Source organism: Streptomyces sp. NPDC090106 (assembly GCF_044747265.1).
GTDB lineage: Bacteria > Actinomycetota > Actinomycetes > Streptomycetales > Streptomycetaceae > Streptomyces.
This window is the reverse complement of the sequence record NZ_JBIVDS010000003.1, coordinates 705,882-724,137: the sequence shown is the minus strand read 5'-3', so window position 1 is coordinate 724,137 and position 18,256 is coordinate 705,882. Positions and strand designations below refer to the sequence as shown.

At 70.9% G+C, this 18,256-nt stretch carries 15 protein-coding genes; 8 read left to right on the top strand and 7 right to left on the bottom strand.

Annotation, left to right across the window (positions count from 1 at the left end; translation table 11 throughout):
• Positions 1-98 precede the first annotated feature (98 nt).
• Positions 99-2,435: an ATP-binding protein gene (locus ACIPSE_RS13130; RefSeq protein WP_401661436.1), complete on the bottom strand. Its 2,337-nt coding sequence runs from the start codon at positions 2,433-2,435 to the stop codon at positions 99-101.
• Between the two features lie 131 nt (positions 2,436-2,566).
• Between ACIPSE_RS13130 and ACIPSE_RS13125 the strand changes: the two genes are divergently transcribed.
• From ACIPSE_RS13125 to ACIPSE_RS13110, 4 genes are all read left to right on the top strand, one after another.
• Positions 2,567-2,929: a hypothetical protein gene (locus ACIPSE_RS13125; RefSeq protein ID WP_401661433.1), complete on the top strand. Its 363-nt coding sequence runs from the start codon at positions 2,567-2,569 to the stop codon at positions 2,927-2,929.
• Between the two features lie 319 nt (positions 2,930-3,248).
• A complete protein-coding gene (locus ACIPSE_RS13120; RefSeq protein ID WP_401661430.1) occupies positions 3,249-4,496 on the top strand; it encodes a cytochrome P450 in 1,248 nt (415 codons plus the stop codon).
• A gap of 124 nt (positions 4,497-4,620) precedes the next feature.
• Positions 4,621-6,231 carry a flavin-containing monooxygenase gene (locus ACIPSE_RS13115; RefSeq protein WP_401661428.1) on the top strand — a complete coding sequence of 537 codons (1,611 nt, stop codon included), beginning with the start codon at positions 4,621-4,623 and terminating at the stop codon, positions 6,229-6,231.
• 30 nt (positions 6,232-6,261) lie between these two features.
• Entirely contained in the window at positions 6,262-7,356 is a 1,095-nt protein-coding gene (locus ACIPSE_RS13110) for a Zn-dependent alcohol dehydrogenase (RefSeq protein WP_401661425.1), read from the top strand.
• Positions 7,357-7,544: 188 nt separating this feature from the next.
• Here ACIPSE_RS13110 and ACIPSE_RS13105 read toward each other — a convergent pair whose 3' ends face one another.
• The 4 genes from ACIPSE_RS13105 to ACIPSE_RS13090 are packed head-to-tail and all read right to left on the bottom strand — an operon-like array spanning position 7,545 to position 11,620.
• A complete protein-coding gene (locus tag ACIPSE_RS13105) occupies positions 7,545-8,732 on the bottom strand; it encodes an NAD(P)/FAD-dependent oxidoreductase (RefSeq protein WP_401661423.1) in 1,188 nt (395 codons plus the stop codon).
• A gap of 4 nt (positions 8,733-8,736) precedes the next feature.
• A complete protein-coding gene (locus tag ACIPSE_RS13100; RefSeq protein WP_401661421.1) occupies positions 8,737-9,900 on the bottom strand; it encodes an acyl-CoA dehydrogenase family protein in 1,164 nt (387 codons plus the stop codon).
• Between the two features lie 30 nt (positions 9,901-9,930).
• Positions 9,931-11,118, bottom strand: a complete 1,188-nt coding sequence (locus ACIPSE_RS13095) for a CaiB/BaiF CoA transferase family protein (protein WP_401661418.1) — start codon at positions 11,116-11,118, stop codon at positions 9,931-9,933.
• Between the two features lie 28 nt (positions 11,119-11,146).
• Entirely contained in the window at positions 11,147-11,620 is a 474-nt protein-coding gene (locus ACIPSE_RS13090) for a hypothetical protein (protein WP_401661415.1), read from the bottom strand.
• A 197-nt stretch (positions 11,621-11,817) separates the two neighbouring features.
• Between ACIPSE_RS13090 and ACIPSE_RS13085 the strand changes: the two genes are divergently transcribed.
• The 4 genes from ACIPSE_RS13085 (at position 11,818) to ACIPSE_RS13070 (ending at position 16,051) form a co-directional block, all read left to right on the top strand.
• Positions 11,818-12,321: an HtaA domain-containing protein gene (locus tag ACIPSE_RS13085; protein WP_401661412.1), complete on the top strand. Its 504-nt coding sequence runs from the start codon at positions 11,818-11,820 to the stop codon at positions 12,319-12,321.
• A gap of 213 nt (positions 12,322-12,534) precedes the next feature.
• Positions 12,535-13,926: an FAD-dependent oxidoreductase gene (locus ACIPSE_RS13080; RefSeq protein ID WP_401661409.1), complete on the top strand. Its 1,392-nt coding sequence runs from the start codon at positions 12,535-12,537 to the stop codon at positions 13,924-13,926.
• Positions 13,927-14,238: 312 nt separating this feature from the next.
• Positions 14,239-15,036, top strand: coding sequence for an electron transfer flavoprotein subunit beta/FixA family protein (locus ACIPSE_RS13075; RefSeq protein WP_401661406.1), 798 nt, complete (start codon positions 14,239-14,241; stop codon positions 15,034-15,036).
• A 52-nt stretch (positions 15,037-15,088) separates the two neighbouring features.
• On the top strand, positions 15,089-16,051 hold the full coding sequence (locus ACIPSE_RS13070) for an electron transfer flavoprotein subunit alpha/FixB family protein (protein WP_401661403.1): 963 nt from the start codon (positions 15,089-15,091) through the stop codon (positions 16,049-16,051).
• 174 nt (positions 16,052-16,225) lie between these two features.
• Here the strand turns inward: ACIPSE_RS13070 and ACIPSE_RS13065 are convergent, their stop codons facing one another.
• Both ACIPSE_RS13065 and ACIPSE_RS13060 read right to left on the bottom strand, forming a co-directional pair.
• Positions 16,226-17,455 carry an ABC transporter permease gene (locus tag ACIPSE_RS13065; protein WP_401661401.1) on the bottom strand — a complete coding sequence of 410 codons (1,230 nt, stop codon included), beginning with the start codon at positions 17,453-17,455 and terminating at the stop codon, positions 16,226-16,228.
• On the bottom strand, positions 17,452-18,228 hold the full coding sequence (locus ACIPSE_RS13060; RefSeq protein WP_401661743.1) for an ABC transporter ATP-binding protein: 777 nt from the start codon (positions 18,226-18,228) through the stop codon (positions 17,452-17,454). Before ACIPSE_RS13060 ends, ACIPSE_RS13065 begins: the two co-directional genes overlap by 4 nt.
• Positions 18,229-18,256 lie beyond the last annotated feature (28 nt).

Here is an 18,256-nt window from a genome sequence, read left to right as displayed (position 1 = left end):
TTACGGCGGGCTTCAAATCAGCAGCTCAGGCTGGAAATCGCGCTTCGGGGCGTCGCACCGTAGTTACTATCTTGAAGAGTTACTATGATGTTTGACACTCAGTGTCCGCGGACGCCTCCGGCCACCAGGGCCACCACCTGGCTGCGGGAGGTGAAGTCCAGCTTGGTGAGAATCCGCTGGACGTGCGTGTCGACCGTCCGCAGCGCGATGACCAGCGCGGCGGCGATCTCCCGGTTGGTCTTCCCCGTGGCCAGCAGTTCCGCGACCTGGCGCTCCCGTGGGGTCAGCGGCAGATCGTGCAGCACCGAGGCACCGGCGGACGATCCGGCCCAGGCGATCGGCTCGTCCTCGCCGAGTGCCTCCACCACCAGCTCGCCCAGGGTCATCTCCCTGCCCCGCGCGGAGGCGGCGGCGTACTCCTTGCCCAGTTCCCGCCGGGCCCGCAGCGCGTACCGCTCGTGCCACTCCCGCATGCCCGGGAAGCCGTGGTAGGCGGGGCCGAAGTCCTCGGCCCTGGCCTCTCCGGCCTCCAGCAGAACGGCACCCCGCGCGGCCTGTCCGCTGTCGACGGCCGCCCAGGCCAGCAGCTCCACCGCCCAGACGACGCCCTGGAGGTTGACCAGCTCGCGCTTGCGCCGCAGAGCGTCCCGGGCCAGCTCCTCCGCCTCGCCGGCCCGGCCGGACAGCAGGGCCTCCAACGCGCGGAAGACCAGCGCCCACGAGAGCAGGAGTTCCTCGTCGTGCTCGACGCACAGCCGGGTGGCCTCCGCCAGCACCGTGTTCGCCCGCGCCAGATCGCCCCTGGAGCAGTAGGCGAGACCCAGGTTGATCAGGGCGTCGGCGAGGAACGGAACACTCTCCGGACGGCCCCGCTCCTGGGAGATCCCCGCTTCCAGGTGTTCGATCGCCTCGTCCACACAGCCGTCGAACAGCTCGGCCACACCCATCGCGCAACGGACGTGCGCGGCGCTCTCCTCGTCGCCGATCCGCTCGGCCAGGATCCAGCTCTCGGCGAGCAGCTCCCGCGCGTCGGGGATCTCACCGTCGACGGCGCTCAGGAATCCGCGCGTCCACAGCGCCCGGGCCCGCTCGCGGGACGACCCGCCCTCGGCCTCCCCGGGAGGCGACGCGTCCTCGACCTCCAGCAGCCGGGTCAGCCAGCGGCGCCCTTCACCGGGGATGCCGGAGCCGATCCAGAAGGTGAACAGCGCGGAGGCCAGCCGCAGCCCGGTTCGGACGGTGGCCGGATCGCCCAGTGACGCCTCCAGGGCGGCCCGGACGTTCGCGTGCTCGCTCAGCACCTGCGCGTGCAGCTCGCGCTGGTGCGGACCGAACCAGCCCTGGCGTACCCGCTCGGCCAGGTCGGCGCAGAGGTTCAGATGGGCCCGGCGGACCGTCGCCGCCTCACCGGACTCCTCCAGCTTGCCCGCGCCGTGGAGCCTGATGGTCTCCAGCATGGTGTACCGCGAGCCGTCGAGGGTCACCACGGACTTCTCGACCAGCTCGAACAGGGCCGGGGCCACGGCTTCCGGCGGCAGCCCCGGTCCGGCGCACACCGAGGTCACCGCGTCCAGCGTCGCGCCGCCCCGGAAGAGGGAGAACCGGGTCCACAGCAGGCGGGCCCCGGAGGTGCAGAGCTGGTAGCTGTAGTCGAGGTTCGCCCGCATCGTGGTGTGGCGCGACGGGGCGGAACGGGGCGCCGGCCGGTCGGGCACGGGGTGGACCAGCATCGACTCGACGGACTGCCACCGGGTCCCGGCCGCGGCCAGTTCGATGGCCAGCGGAAGACCGTCGAGCCGGCGGCACAGCTCCACCACGGCTCGCTCGTCGACCCGCCCGGCGGCGACCTCCACGTTGAGCGCGCCGGCCCGCTCCAGGAAGAGCGCGACCCCGTCGTAGTCGGCGGCGGCACCCGGTGGGATCACGGCTTCCTCGGCGGGCAGGGCCAGGGGCGGCACCCGGTACAGCGCCTCGGCGTCGATCCGCAGCGCCGCCCGGCTGGTGGCGAGGACATGCAGATTCGGACAGCGGACCAGCAGCCGGGACGTGAACAGCGCGACCGCGTCGGCCAGATGCTCGCAGTTGTCGAGGACTAGCAGGACACGGGCGCCGCCGATACAGGCGGCCAGGTCGTCCACGTCGCCGTCGGCGCTGCGGTCCGGGTCGATCCGGGCCAGCACGGTGGGGGCGAGCAGGTCCGGCTGGGAGAGATCGGCCAGCGAGACCATCGTGGCGCCGTCCGGAAACGCACCACGCACGGTACGCGCCACATGCAGTGCCAAGCGGGTCTTCCCGACGCCGCCCAAGCCGGTCAGCGTGACCAGGCGCGACCGGGTGAGCAGCTGCTTGACCTCGGCTGTTTCGGCTCGACGCCCGATCAGACTGGTCACGTCGGCGGGCAGCTGTTCCCGCCCGCCCAGCTCATTGCGCGCCATCGTCCGCGACCCTACCTCTACGTGACTGGGGTCACATGCGTAGTCGACGTCGGTAATTATACGCATGCGCTATTTCGTCCCCCCTCGGAGTGTGGACGCTCACACCGACACAACGACGTGGAGGACTGATGATGACCTGTCGCACCCGGCTCGACGCCGGACACGGTCGACGGCGCCGTTCCAGCTGCTCCCGGTCCGGCCCCGGTTCCCTGCTTCCCGCCTCCCCGCAGCACGCCCTCGCGGGTCCGGCCGACCTGGTCGTCCGGGTCGCCGCCATCGTGCCGGTCCCCGGGGACGCCCTCGGCGCGGACGACGACGCCTGGGAGGCGTTCAACGCCTTCATGGACGAGGCCGCCCGGCTGTTGACCGAGCTCCTGGGCGACGGCGCCCGCCAGATCCTGCGCACCCTGCTCGACTCGCCCCTGAGCGAGGACGCCGTGACCGGTCTGCTCATCGAGCGCGCGCTCGGCGGGCTCCGGAGCGGCGACCGCTGATCCCACCCGCGGACGGCGACCGGTTCCGCGACGACCCCGACCCGCGGTCCGGCGACAGCCGACGCCCTCCCCTTCCCCGAGGCCGCCTCGACGGCCCGCCGGAACCCTCCGGCACCCGGGGTCCCCTGACACCCGGGGACCGCTGACGTCCTGGGTCCTCCGGCACCCCGGACCGGACCCCGTGCGCGGTGCCGGTTTCCCGCCCGCCCCGCATGCCGGTAACGCATCGCCCACAGGCTTCTTCCTCTGTATTGCATGCCGTGCATCACTATGCTTCTAATAATGCTCGACTCATATTAGAAACACGATTGGGAGTCCGATGACCGACATACCCCTCGACGAGCTGCGGGCGAGTCACCGACGCGACTACGACCCCTACGCCGACAGGTCCATCGCCGAACACCTCGCCGAGATGGCCGACCGCCGGGCGGACAAACCCGTCAGCTACTCGGCCCGCGGCAACGGCTGCTGGGTGCTCACCGACTACGACGACGTCTCCGACCTTCTGCGCCGCAACAACCGAGGAGTGATCAGCTTCCCCAACGAGCCCGACGGGCTGAACCTCTCCGGAGCGCGCGAGGCGCAGATCCCGATCGAGCTCGACGGCCCCGAGCACCGCCAGATCCGCCAGGTGCTCGACCCGCAGTTCGCTCCCCGGAAGGTCGCCGAGCTGGAGGACCACCTGCGCGAGCAGTGCAACCGGCTGATCGACGCCTTCATCGAGGACGGCACGGTGGACTTCGTCAAGATGTTCGCGGTGCCGTTCCCGGGCGCGACGGTTCTGGCGATCATGGGCTGGCCCGCCGAGGACCTGGAGACGATGAACGGCTGGGCGGACGTCCTGCTGCACGGCGTTCCCGGGGGCACCGAGGAGGAGAACAACGCCGCCCGCGGCCGGACGCACCAGGAGTTCGCGGCCTACATGGCCGAGAAGATCCCGCAGTGGCGGGCCGCGCCGCGCACCGACGACGTCATGTCGGTGATGCTCGACGCCGAGATCGGCGGCGCGAAGCTCACCGACGACCAGCTGTTCGACTTCTCGGTGCTGATGATGATGGCCGGCCTGGACACCGTGCAGAGCGTCCTGGCCCGCTGCGCGCACTACTTCGCGCAGCACCCCGAGCAGTGGGACCGCATGTTCGCGGACCCGGCACAGGTGCCGACCGCGGTGGAGGAGCTGCTGCGGTGGGCCACTCCACCGGTGCCGACCCGGACGGTCACCGACGACCACCTGGAGATCCGGGGGATCAGGATTCCCCGGGGCGAGCGGGTGCACGCGCCCCTGGGCTCGGCCAACCGCGACCCGAAGTACTACCCGGACCCGGACGAGGTGATCTTCGACCGCCCGGCCAAACCACACCTGGCCTTCGGTGTCGGCAGCCACCGGTGCGTGGGGCTGCACCTGGCCCGGCTGGAGCTGCGGATCGCGTTCGAGGAGCTGCACCGCCGCATCCCCCGGTTCGAACTCGACCCCGACGCGCCCGCCCCGCACGAGCACCTCGGTCTGGCCTGGGGCGTCAACGACGTCCACCTGCGCTTCGCCCCCGGGCGGCGCGAGGGCTCGTGAGCGGTCGCGTGTCGGCCGGAGGCCGGGAGCGGCTTCACCACGGAGATTCCTCTTATGGTGTTAACATGACAGCGACATAGTAAGAACTCTAAAGCAACATTGGTGCCAGTGCAGGAGAATCCCCGTGTCGAAGTCGCAGTCCGCCGCCACCACGCTGGATGCCCTGGTCGTGGGAGCCGGCATCTCCGGCATCTATCAGCTCTACAAGCTCGACCAGCTGGGCGTGGACGTGCGGATGCTCGAAGCGGGCAGCGGAGTGGGCGGCGTCTGGTTCTGGAACCGCTACCCCGGTGCCCGCTTCGACTCCGAGAGCTACACCTACGGCTACTTCTTCTCCCCCGAACTCATCGAGGAATGGGACTGGAGCGAGGAGTACGCCGGGCAGCCGGAAACCGAGCGCTATCTCAACCACGTCGTCGACCGGTTCGGTCTGCGCCCGCTGATCACCTTCGACCAGCGGGTGGTCTCGGCCGAATGGGACGGCGAGGAGGACCGCTGGACGGTGACGACGTCCACCGGCGACGTCTTGAGGCCCCGTCACCTCGTCACCGCGCTCGGCATCCTGTCCGCGCCGTCCTTCCCGGGCGTCCCCGGCCTGGAGGACTTCCGCGGTGAGTGGGCCCACACCGGACTCTGGCCGGACGAGGGCATCGACTTCACCGGCAAGAGGGTGGCCGTGATCGGCACCGGCTCAAGCGGGGTCCAGATCGTCCCGCTCGTCGCCAGGGACGCCGAGCGGCTGGTGGTGTTCCAGCGGAGCCCCAACTGGTGCACGCCCATCAACAACTTCGCCATCACCCCGGAACGGATGGCCGACATCCGCGACCGGATCGGCGAGATATGGGAGGCGACCCAGCTGTCGCCGTCCGGGTCGATGCACCGGCCGATGGCGGAGTCCTCGCTGGAGATGTCCGCCGACCGGCGCAGGGCCCACTTCGACCACCTCTACGACTCCCCCGGGCTCATCATGGCCCTGGGCAACTTCCGCGACGTGTCCCTGGACAAGCGGGCCAACGACAACGTCACCGCGTACATAGCGGAGCGGATCCGCGCCAGGGTCCACGATCCCGAACTGGCCGAGCGGCTGATCCCGAAGGACCACGGCTTCGGCCAGAAGCGCCCGCCCCTGGAGAACGGCTACTACGAGGTCTTCAACGAGCCGCACGTCTCCCTGGTCTCCACCGGCGACGAGCCGCTCGTCCGGTTCACCGAGACCGGGATCGAGACCGTCCACGGCCATCACGACGTGGACGTCATCGTCTTCGCCACCGGCTTCGAGGCCGTGGTCGGCTCCTACAACCGCATCGACATCCGCGGCCGGGACGGCCTGGCCCTGCGCGACCACTGGGAGGCGGGCCCGCGCACCTATCTGGGCCTGACGGTGGCCGGATTCCCCAACCTGTACCTGGTCGGCGGACCGCAGAGCGTCACCGGCGTGATCCCCCGGGCCACGGATTTCCAGGCCGACTGGGTGGCCGCCACGGTCGCCGGGATGCGGGAGCGGGGCGAGAACGTCGTGGAGCCCACCGAGACCGCCGAGGACGAGTGGATCGACCACGTCAACGCCGGGATCGTCGGCACGCTCCAGGAGACCGCCGACTCCTGGGCGTTCGGCTCCAACGTGCCGGGCCGCAAACGTGCCTACCTGCTCTACGCCGGCGGCCTCCCCCAGTACCGCGAGCGGGTCAGGGCGGCCACCGACGACGGCTACCGCGGCTTCAGGTTCTCGTCCTGATCCAGCCATCCAACCAATACGGAGAGACATATGAGCAGCAGAGCAGCGATCCTCTGGGGTGTCGGGGAGAAGTGGAGCGTCGAGGACGTCGAGCTCGCCGAACCCGGTTTCGGCCAGGTACGGGTGAAGATCCACGCGACCGGCCTGTGCCACTCCGACGACCACGCGGTGACCGGTGACATGCCGACCCCGCTCCCCCTGGTCGGCGGGCACGAGGGTGCCGGCGTCGTCGAGGCGGTCGGGCCCGGCGTCACGCGGGTGGCCCCCGGCGACCATGTCGTCCTGATCTTCCAGCCCCCCTGCGGTCACTGCCGCAACTGCGGGCGCGGTCGCTCCAACCTGTGCCTCAACGCCTCGCTCCAGGAGTACGGCGCGTCCAAGCCGTTCAAGGCCCGGGGGCAGGAGGTCGCCGCCACCGGCGATCTGGGCACCTTCGCCGACGCCACGGTCGTCTCCGAGCGCTGTGTCGTGAAGATGGGCAAGGACATCCCGTTCAGCGTGGCGTCCCTGCTCGGCTGTGCCGTCACCACCGGCTGGGGCGCGGCCGTCTACCTGGCCGAGATCGAGCCCGGCGACAACGTCGTGGTGATCGGCAGCGGCGGAGTGGGCGTCAACTCCGTGCAGGGCGCGAAGAACGCGGGCGCCAACCTCATCGTCGCCGTCGACACCGTGGAGCTGAAGCGTCAGAAGGCCCTTGAGTTCGGCGCCACCCACGCGGTCGCCTCGGTCGAGGAGGCACAGGAGCTGCTCGCCGCGCAGACGGACGGCCGTATGGCCGACGCGGCGATCCTGTCGGTGGGCGTCGGCGACGCCAGCAAGCTGGGGCAGATCGTCGACCTGACCGGCCCGGCGGGCACGACGGTGGTCACCTCCGTCTCACCGTTCGCGTCCACCACCGTCGATCTCAACCTCGCGCTGTTCACGCTGAGCCAGAAGACCCTGCGCGGCAATGTCTACGGCGGTGTCCAGGTGCACCGGGACATCCCGCTCCTGCTGGACCTCTACCGTCAGGGCCATCTGAAGCTGGACGAGCTGATCACCCGCACCTACACCCTGGACCAGATCAACGAGGGGTACGCCGACATGCACGCCGGCAAGAACCTGCGCGGTGTCATCGAGTTCTGACTCGAACCGGAGATGTGGAGAGGGGGCCCGGGGGGGCCCCCGGGGCCCGCGCCCCCACGGCGCGTGCGGGGGGGGGGCCGGCGGCCCCGCCGGCACCCACCGCGGGGGTTTAAGGGAGTTTGCCCCGAACCCGGTGATGTGGAGCGGGGCCCGGCGGTGACCGCCGGGCCCCTCTCCACATCTCCGGTTCAGCGGGCGGGAACGGCGGCCAGGTCGTCGGTGAGGCGCTTCAGGTAGAAGCCCATCCGCTTGGGCAGGCCCAGGAGCAGGACGCCGACGAGCCGGCCGTCCCTGCGGTAACCGATCGCGGCCTGTCCTCGGAGTTCGCCTTCCAGCACCTCGACGTCCGTGCCGAGCGCGGGCTGGCCCAGCGCGCGGATGCTCACGGACGCCTGATCGGACCAGAACGTGGGCACGGTGCCGAACGGCTTCTCCACCGGACGCCCGGTGAGGTCGCCCACCAGCACGGCCGCGGCGTACATGCTGGTGTCGACGGCGACCTGCCAGTGCTCGATGCGGCGCGGCGTCCCGTCGTAGAGCGCGTTGGGGAACCGTGCGACGTCACCGACGCCGACCGTGCCCTCACGGCCGCCGAGGCGGAGGAACTCGTCGCAGACGACCCCGTCGTCCAGGTCGAGTCCGTTGCCCGCGAGCCATTCGGTGGCCGGCTGCGAACCGACGGCCTCCACGACGACGTCGGCCAGCAGCCGCGTGCCGTCCGCGAGGACGACTCCGTCCTCGTCGACCGAGGCGACGCCCGTGCCGAGGTGGAAGGCGACACCGGCGGCGGCGTGCCGACGCCGCAGCTCCGCGCCGACCAGCGGTCCCAGCGGAGCGGCCATGGGCAGTTCGTCGATCGCCGCCACCGACACGGCACAGCCCCGGGAGAGCGCGGTGCCCGCCACCTCGCAGCCGATGAACCCGGCGCCGATCACGACGACCCGGGTGCCCGGACGCAGCCGCCCGGTGAGCGCCTGCGCGTCGTCCAGCGTGCGCAGGACGGCCCTGGGGCCCCCGAGGGCAGCCGGCAGGCGTCGCGCGCGGACACCGGTGGCGGCCACCAGCCCTCGGTAGCGCAGGACACTGCCGTCGTCGAGGGTGACGGTGCGTCCGTCGAGGTCGCAGGCGACGGCCCGGCGCCCCAGCACCCACCGCAGGGGGTGGTCGGTGTCCCGCCGCCGTAGTTCGACGGCCGTGTGGTCACCGCCTTCGAGCAGCAGCTTCTTCGACAGCGGCGGACGCGTGTACGGCATGTGCGTCTCGTCGCCCACAACGGTGACGGGCCCCTCCCAGCCGTGGCGGCGCAATCCTTCGGCGGTGCGCAGACCGGCCAGGCCCGCCCCGACCACGACGATTCCAGCGTCGTCGGTGACCATCGCGTCAGCCCTTCCTCGCCCGTGAGATCAACTGGCCCACGATCACGTTGCGCTGGATCTCGTTGGTGCCCTCGCCGACGATCATCAGGGGGGCGTCACGGAAGTAGCGCTCGACGTCGTACTCGGTGGAGTATCCGTATCCGCCGTGCACGCGCACGGCGTCAAGGGCGATCTTCATCGCCGTCTCGGAGGCGAAGAGCTTGGCCATGCCGGCCTCCATGTCGACCCGGCGCCCGGCGTCGAACTCACGCGCCGCGTAGAGCGTCAGCTGCCGCGCGGCCTCCAGGCCGGTGGCCATGTCGGCCAGCATGTTCCCCACGGACTGGTGCTTCCAGATCGGCTTGCCGAAGGACTCACGGGTCTGCGCGTAGGCCAGGGCGTCCTCGTAGGCGGCGCGGCCGACGCCGAGCGCCCGCGCGGCCACCTGCAACCGGCCCGTCTCCAGGCCCTTCATCATCTGTGCGAACCCGAGGCCCGGCACACCGCCCAGGATGTTGCCCAGCGGCGCCCGGTAGTCGTCGAAGGACACCTCGCAGCTCTCGACGCCCTTGTAGCCGAGCTTGGGAAGGTCCCGTGAGACGGTCATCCCCTCACCGGGCTCCACGAGCAGCACGGAGATGCCCTTCGAGGCAGGCTGCGCGGTCGGGTCGGTCTTGCACAGCAGCGCGGTCAGACCGGCCCGGCGGGCGTTGGTGATCCAGGTCTTGGAGCCGTTGACGCGGTACTCGCCGTCGACCTCCCGGGCGCTGGTGCGCAACGCCTGGAGGTCGGAACCGCCCTGCGGTTCGGTGAGGGCCATCGTCGCCCGGACCTCCCCCGTGGCGAGGCGGGGAAGCCAGGTGTCCTTCTGCTCCTGGGTGCCGAACCGGTCGAGGAGCTTGCAGACCACCGTGTGGCCGCCCATCGCTCCGGCCAGGCTCATCCAGCCGCGGGCGAGTTCTTCGGTGACCAGGACGTAGCACTGCATGCTGACCGCGACGCCGCCGTACTCCTCGGGCACCGCGAGGCCGTAGATGCCGAGCTGTTTCATCTGCTCGATCAGCGCCTCCGGGTAGACGTTGTCGTGCTCCAGCCGCTGCACCACCGGTTTGACCTGCTTGTCGACGAAGTCGGCGACGGTGCTGACGACGGCGCGCTCGTGCTCGTCCAGTGCTTCCAGATGACCCATGGGTCCTTCTCTCCTCCTGACGGTGTCGGTTCAGACAACGCCGGCGCCGTGCAGGCGGGCGATCTCATCGGGGTCCAGGCCGAGTTCGGCGAGCAGGGCGTCGGTGTGCTGGCCCAGGTCGGGCACGTCCCCCATCACCGGCTCGCTCCCGGCGAGCCCGATCGGGGGCAGCAGGGCCTGGAACTCCCCGCCGGGCGCACGCACCGTGCGCCAGCGGTCCCGCTCGCGCAGCACGGGGTGCTCCAGGAAGTCGGCCACCTGGTTGATCGGCGCGTTGGCGATCCGCAGCCGGTCGAGCTGCTCGGCCGCCTCCTCACCGGTCCGCCGTGCGAAGGCGTCGGTGAGGTACGCGTCGAGTTCGGCCCGGTGGGCGACCCGGTCGGCGCCCGTGCGGAATCTGGGGTCGTCGGCCAGTGCGGGATCGTCGAGGAACTCCGCGCAGAGCGCCCGCCATTCGACGTCGTTCTGGACCGAGAACAGGACGTCACGCCCGTCGCCCGCCCGGTAGGCGCCGTACGGCGCGATGGTGGCGTGGTGGGTGCCGAGGCGGGGCGGCTGGGTCCCGGTGAACTCCGTGTAGTAGGCGGGCTGGCTCATCCACTCGGCCAGCGCGTCGAACAGCGAGACCTCGACAGGGCGGACCGTGCCGGTCGTGGCCCGGGCCAGCAGCGCGGTGAGCACGCCCGAGAAGGCGTACATCCCGGCCGCGATGTCGGCCACGGAGATACCGACCCGCGCTCCCGATTCCGGGACTCCCGTGATCGAGACCAGGCCGGTCTGACACTGCATGAGCAGGTCGTACGCCTTGCGATCTGCCCAGGGCCCGGTGCTGCCGTAGCCGTTGACGGCACAGCCGATGAGCCGCGGATTGAACTCGGCCAACGCGTCGAAGCCGAAACCGAGCCGGTCCACCGCGCCCGGTCCCAGGTTGTGCACGAAGACATCGGCGCGGGTGAGCAGGTCCCGCAGCACCTCGCGGCCCTCGGGCGCCTTGACGTCGAGGGTCAGCGACTCCTTGCCGCGGTTGAGCCAGACGAAGTAGCTGGACAGCCCGTGGACGGAGCGGTCGTACCCGCGGGCGAAGTCGCCGCCTCCGGGCCGTTCGATCTTGATCACCCGGGCGCCGAGATCGGCCAGCTGCCGTGTCGCGAACGGGGCCGCCACGGCTTGTTCCAGACTGATGACGGTGACGCCATCCAGTGGTCGGTTGTCGAACATGGCTGCCACAGTACATCACTGTTGTGGTCTAACCATGGTGCAATGGATCACCTGGCGGTCGACGTCGCCGGTCCGGCGCGTCCGGGGGTGTCCCGCCGGGAGTCGAGGTGGTCGCGGACCGGTCTCGCAGCTCCTCCAGCCTGGCGCGCGCCAGTGCCAGACGGCGCGCGTAGTCGTCCCGTTCGACGGCGATCCGTCGCTGCTCGGCGGTCAGCTCCTGGATCAGGGCGAGCGTCCCGCTGTCCGACAGCTCGCGGAGTACGTGCCTGGCCAGGAGGGGGTAGTCGATCTCACCGTGACCTGCCGATCCGGCGGGAGGTGCCGTAGGTTCCATGGATTCCGTGGATTCCGTGGATTCCGTGGACTGTGGGAGTTCCGGCGGGATCCGCCGCTGGCCGACGGGTGGTTCGGCCGCCGTGATCCGGTAGGTGCGCTTGCCCCGAACCTCCCGGACCAGCTCCCCGTCACGTTCCATGGCGACGAGGAGCTGGATGAACGCCACGGGTGAGCCCTCATAGCCGACTGCCCGCCGAAGCACCTTCGTGGCCAGCCCGCGCCCGTCCTCCAGTGGACCGTGTCGCGCGAGGTGCTGTCTGATGCGGGCTCGTGCCGTATGGTCGCGCGCCATCGCAATGATGCCTTCCCGGGCCGCCTGTAATCGTGCAAACATGGTAGCCGAACACGATTAGAGGAGCGGTCATGGAAGCCGACGAGGACGTCCGTCAGGGGCTCGTGCACGGCCTGCGGTGGGGGCTGAAGAAGTCGTTCCTGGACTACGTCCGTCGGATGCCGGACGGCAGGGGCTCGGTCAGCGACGGCGCGGTGCCGGTCGGGACGGGGGACCTCTTCTACGAGCACGACGCCGAACGGAGCGACGCCGGGGTGTGGGCGTTCCGGGGTGACGTCCGGTTCAGCGGACACTTCGGAATGCTCTTCGTCCGCGTCGCCCATCCCTGGCTGCGGATCGACGGAACCAACGTGGAACTGAGCATCGAGGACCCGCAGGCCCGGGAGGACGCACCGCGCATCCCGCTGGTGACGGGCACGCTGCGGCGCCTCGGGAGCCAGGACGGCACCGAGGTCTGGGGCAGCGAGGACGTCGCCCTCACGGCCGAAGGGGTGGCGCTGTTCAACGACGTCTACGCCGAGGGCGAGCCGTTCGAACCTCTCGTGATCCAGCTGCCTGCCCGCCCGACGGACTGATCGCCGCGCAGAGGGCGCCCGCGGGGTGGTGGGGGCATCGGCGTGGGCTTGGGCGCGGGCCTCGGCATCGGCATCGGCATCGGCATCGGCATCGGCATCGGCTGGGACGCGGGCACGGGCACGGGCGTCGGCAGCACCCCGGACACTCCGCCGCCTGCAATGCCCGCTAGTCATGTTCAAAACATTTTTCATGTTGAGAAGAAGGAGCAAGAGATGGCTTCTGGCGAGACACCCCTCGGCCGCGTCCTGGTGATCGGCGGCAGCATCGCCGGCACCCTGGCCGCCGCCGCGGTGGCACCCCACTTCACGGAGGTGCTGCTTCTCGACCGGGACGAGCTGCCCGACGAGCCCGTGTTCCGCAAGGGCGTGCCCCAGGGCGCCCACTTCCACGCGCTCCTGGCCGCCGGACGGCAGGCGATGGACGACCTCCTGCCGGGATTCTCCGAGCACGCCTTCGCGATGGGCGCGGCCCGGCTGGACTCCGCCGAGAACGTGATGCGGCTGGACCGCGTCGGCTGGTCCCCTCGCTTCCGGTCCGGCCTGGAGTTCCTCATGGCCAGCAGGCCCCTGATCGAGAAGGCTCTGCGGGACAAGGCACAGGCGCTGCCCGGAGTCCGTTACGCGTCCGGCGTCGAGGTCACGGGTCTGGTGGCGCGGGACGGACGGGTCACCGGGGTCCGCACCTCGGACGGCCGGGAGATCGACGCGGATCTGGTCATCGACGCCAGTGGCCGCTTCTCGCAGGCACTGCGCTGGTTGGAGGAGCTCGGTCACCCGGCTCCGACCGAGGAGGTCGTCAACGCCCGCTGGGGCTACTCGTCGACCTTCCTGAAGGTGCCCGAGAACTGGTCACCGGGTTTCAAGGCACTGGCCGTGACACCGTTCGGGGAGGGTGCGCTGACCGCTGCCTCGGCATCCCGCGCGATGGCCATGTGGATGGTGGAGGGCGACCGCCGCTGGATCCTCACGGTCCAGGGATCGGCCGGCGACCATCCCCCGCGCAAGGAGGCCGCCCTCCGCGAGTTCGTCTCCTCGATCGGGGTCTCCGAACTCGACAAGGCCCTCGCCGACGTGGAGTTCCCCGAACCCATCTCGATGTGGCGCGACACCCGCAGCAGGCTCTGGGACTTCGCCGGACAGCCCGACCGCCCCGAGGGTTTCCTGGCCATGGGCGACGCCTGGATGGCCTTCAACCCGGTCTACGGCCAGGGCATGACCGCCGCCGCGCTCGAAGCCCGGGATCTCCGCGACGAGTTGACGACCCATCTGGCGACGGCAGGCCGCGATCTGACCGGGCTGCCGGGGCGCTTCTACGCGAAGGCCGACTCCCTCATCAAGTACTGCTGGAACAGCTCGAACATGCTGGACCACCGGATTCCGGGCGTCGAGTACACCGTGAACGGCGTACCGCGCCAGGTCGACCCGAGTTCGTCGGACTTCTCCGACCGCCTCGCCGCCTACATGGCGCAGGACCCGGAGCGCTACGTCCGTTACCGGGAGACCACACAGCTGTTGCGCAGCCCCGAGTGGCTGAGCGGCGACGAGATCGTGTCCGCCGTCAAGGGAGACTGGGACCGGCTCGGCCGGACCGTCGTTCCTCGCTGATCCACTCCATCGGCTTCGTCGAGACGGCCGTCCGTGACCGGCATGCGCAGGTCGCACCGGAGGTGTCGTACCCGCCGGGCTGAGGGGACCAGCCGACGCGTCCCGCGCTTGCGTCGGCACCCTCAGCCACCTGCCCGTCCGTCAGGCACCTGTCCCTCTCCGGGTACTCCATGTCCGGCCCGTGTGACTCATTGCACGAAACGTATGACACTTAGTGTTCTTACAATGGTACTCAGTACCACAACATGCTGCTGGAGCAGCGCCGCGCACCGCGCCACCATCACAAGATCGAACGCTCCGAGGGGGCAGTCCGTGAGCTTGAGGATCGTTGTCACCGTGAAGTACGTGCCCGACGCCACCGGCGACCGGCACTTCGCCGATGACCTGACCGTCGACCGTGACGACGTGGACGGTCTGCTCTCCGAGCTGGACGAGTACGCGGTCGAGCAGGCGCTGCAGATCTCGGAAGAACGTCAGAATGCGGGCGACGACGTCGAGGTCACCGTCCTGACGGTGGGTCCGGAGGACGCCAAGGACGCGCTGCGCAAGGCGCTGTCGATGGGCGCGGACAAGGCCGTCCATGTCGAGGACGACGACCTGCACGGCACCGACGCGATCGGCACCTCGCTGGTGCTGGCCAAGGCGATCGAGAAGGCCGGCTACGACCTGGTGATCTCCGGCATGGCCTCCACCGACGGCACCGCCGGCATCGTCCCGGCGCTGGTCGCCGAGCGTCTGGGCGTCCCGCAGGTCACCCTGCTGTCCGAGGTCTCCGTCGAGGACGGCACGGTCAAGGGCCGCCGGGACGGCGACGCCGCCTCGGAGCAGCTGGAGGCGTCGCTCCCGGCCGTGGTGTCGGTCACCGACCAGTCCGGCGAGGCGCGTTACCCCTCCTTCAAGGGCATCATGGCCGCGAAGAAGAAGCCGGTGGAGTCCTGGGACCTCTCCGACCTCGACATCGAGGCCGAGGAGGTCGGTCTGGACGGTGCCTGGACGAAGGTCGAGACCGCGACCGAGCGCCCGGCGCGCACCGCGGGCACGATCGTCAAGGACGAGGGCGAGGGCGGCAAGCAGCTCGCCGAGTTCCTCGCGGGCCAGAAGTTCATCTGAGCCCGCCCCCCGCCGACCGCCCCTCATCCGATCCAAGCAGGAGAGCATTCCCATGGCTGAAGTCCTCGTCTACGTCGACCACGTGGACGGTGCCGTCCGCAAGCCCACCCTGGAGCTGCTGACCCTGGCCCGCCGCATCGGCGAGCCCGTCGCCGTCGCACTGGGAGGCGGCGCCGGTGACACCGCCGCCGTCCTCGCCGAGCACGGCGCGGTCAAGGTCTACACCCACGACGCGCCCGAGTACGCCGACTACCTCGTCGTACCGAAGGTCGACGCGCTGCAGGCCGCCGTCGCCGCCGTCTCCCCGGCCGCCGTGCTGGTCCCCTCCTCCGCCGAGGGCAAGGAGATCGCCGCCCGCCTCGCGCTGCGCACCGGCTCCGGCATCATCACCGACGCCACCGACCTGGAGGCCGGCGACGAGGGCCCGGTCGCCACCCAGTCGGTGTTCGCCGCCTCCTTCACCACCAAGTCCCGCGTCATCAAGGGCACCCCGGTCATCACCGTCAAGCCCAACAGCGCGTCCGTGGAGCCCGCCCCGGCCGCCGGCACGGTCGAGGCCCTCGCCGTGACCTTCTCCGACCAGGCCACCGGCACCAAGGTCACCGCCCGCACCCCCCGCGAGTCGACCGGCCGCCCCGAGCTGACCGAGGCCGCGATCGTCGTCTCCGGCGGACGCGGCGTCAACGGCGCCGACAACTTCGCCGTCATCGAGGCGCTCGCCGACTCCCTCGGCGCGGCCGTCGGCGCCTCCCGCGCCGCGGTGGACGCCGGCTGGTACCCGCACACCAACCAGGTCGGCCAGACCGGCAAGTCCGTCTCCCCGCAGCTGTACATCGCCTCCGGCATCTCCGGCGCGATCCAGCACCGCGCGGGCATGCAGACCTCGAAGACCATCGTGGCGATCAACAAGGACGCCGAGGCCCCGATCTTCGAACTCGTCGACTACGGCGTGGTCGGCGACCTCTTCGACGTCGTCCCCCAGCTCACCGACGAGGTCACCACCCGCAAGGGCTGATGCCCCGGTACGCCTTTGCGGACGGCCCGCTACGCGGACGACGTCCTCGGGGCGGTGGACTTGGCCGTCCTGGTCGCCGTCGTCATGCGCTCGACCCTGCAACGGGCTGCCCGGTACGGGAGTTGAGGGAGCCGTTGAAGGGTGTGCGTCCTCCCTCGCAGGCCTCTCTCGGGTTCAGGGTGTGGCGAGCGCCTGGGTGGGGGTGAGGCGGGAGGCGCGGACGGACGGGTAGACGCCGGCCAGCATGCCGATGGCGACCGCTCCCCCGACGCCGGCGGTGAGGACGGTGAGCGGGACGACGGGATGCCAGCCCTGGTAGAGGTCGTAGGCGAGGGTGCCCAGGGTGCCGATGCCCGTGCCCGCCAGGCCGCCCAGCAGGGACAGGACCACCGACTCGGTGAGGAACTGCCCCCTGATCTGGCCCCGGTTGGCGCCGAGCGCGCGTCGCAGGCCGATCTCCCGGCGGCGTTCCAGGACCGAGATGTACATGGTGTTGGCGACGCCGATGCCGCCCACGAGCAGGGCGACCCCCGCGAGGCCGAGGAAGAGGGAGGAGAAGGCGCTGTTCGCCGCCCGCTTCGCCGTCAGCGCGTCCGAGGGCCGGCTGACCTGCACCAGTCCGGGGAGTTGAGGGTACAGGGTGGCAGGCAGCACCGCGGACACGGCTTCGATGGCGTCCTCGCGCGCCTTGACGTAGACCACGGTCGGGTGGCCGTCGAAGCCGAGGTGCTGTTTCGCGGCGTCCCAGCCGACCAGGACCGAGCGGTCCAGGTCAGGGGCGAGGGGCAGCGGGTCGAGGACGCCGATGACGGTGAACCAGGCGGTGCCGACGAGGAGTTGCTGGGCCTGCCGTCCGGGCAGAGGACGGGCGATGCCCAGGCGGGAGGCCGCCTCGTGGCCGAGGACGGCGGTGGGCAGACGGTCGGTGGCGGCGTCGAGGAACTTCCCCGCTCCGACACGGCCGTTGACCACCGGCAGCAGGTCGTCGGCGGCGGCGAGGACCGTGAGGCCCAGGCCGTCGCCGGGGTCGGTGCGGTCCGAACGGTGCACCAGCTGATGGGTGTTGGCGACCTGGCCCGCCGCCGTGACCGGTGCGATCCGGGCGGCCATCGCGGCGGCGTCCTCGGGCAGCGTCACCGGGGGGTTCTGGTCGGGCTGGGGGTGGGCGCGCAGCAGGTTGGTGCCGAGGGCTGAGAGCCGGTCGTCCAAGGCCCGTTGGCTGGACGCGGGGATCCCCGTCACGAGGACCAGGGTGGCGATGCCCAGGGAGATGCCCAGGGCGGAGAGGGTGGCGCGCAGTCTACGGGTGCGGATGCCGAGCAGGCCGAGGCGCAACACGTCAGCCGGGTTCAGCCGTCCGGGGCGGACCGGTGAGTGGAGGCCGGTGCGGGGCGCGGGGTTCATCGGACCGCCTCCGGGGCGACGACGGCACCGGAGGTTTCGGTACGGACCGCGGCCGGGGCGGTGCCGGGGGTGTCCGTACCGCCGGGTTCCGGTGGGGGCAGCAGGCCGGTGCCCGGGCCGGTGTCGGCGGTGATGCGGCCGTCGCGCACCTCGACACGGCGGGGCAGGCGGGCGGCGATGCTCTGATCGTGTGTGATCACGGCGATGGTGGTGCCCTCTCGGTTCAGCCGGACCAACAGGTCCAGTACGGCGCGGCCGTTGGCGGAGTCCAGCGCGCCGGTCGGCTCGTCCGCGAGGACCAGGGCGGGTTCGTTCACCAGGGCGCGGGCGATGGCGACGCGTTGGCGTTCGCCGCCGGACAGTTGGTGCGGCAGGTGGGCGAGGCGGTGGCCGAGGCCGACCCGTTCCAGCGCGGCGAGCGCCAACGGGGTACGGCGCCGGCGCGGCACGCCCGCGTAGAGCAGGCTGGTGGCGACGTTCTCGGCGGCGGTCAGGCCGTCCGTCAGGTGGGACTGCTGGAAGACGAAGCCGAGCCGTCGGCCGCGCAGCGCGGACAGGGCGCGGTCGTCGAGTGCCGCGGCGTCGCGTCCCGAGATCTCGACGGTGCCGCGGGTGGGCAGGTCGAGCGTGCCCATGATGTTCAGCAGCGTCGACTTGCCGGAGCCGGAGGGGCCGACGATGGCGAGCAGTTCGCCCGCGTGGACGGTGAGCGACACGTCGTCGAGGGCGGTCACGCCGCCGGGATACTCCTTGGTCGCGTGCAGCAGCCGCAGGACGGCCGGCTCGGTCGCGGCTGTGCGA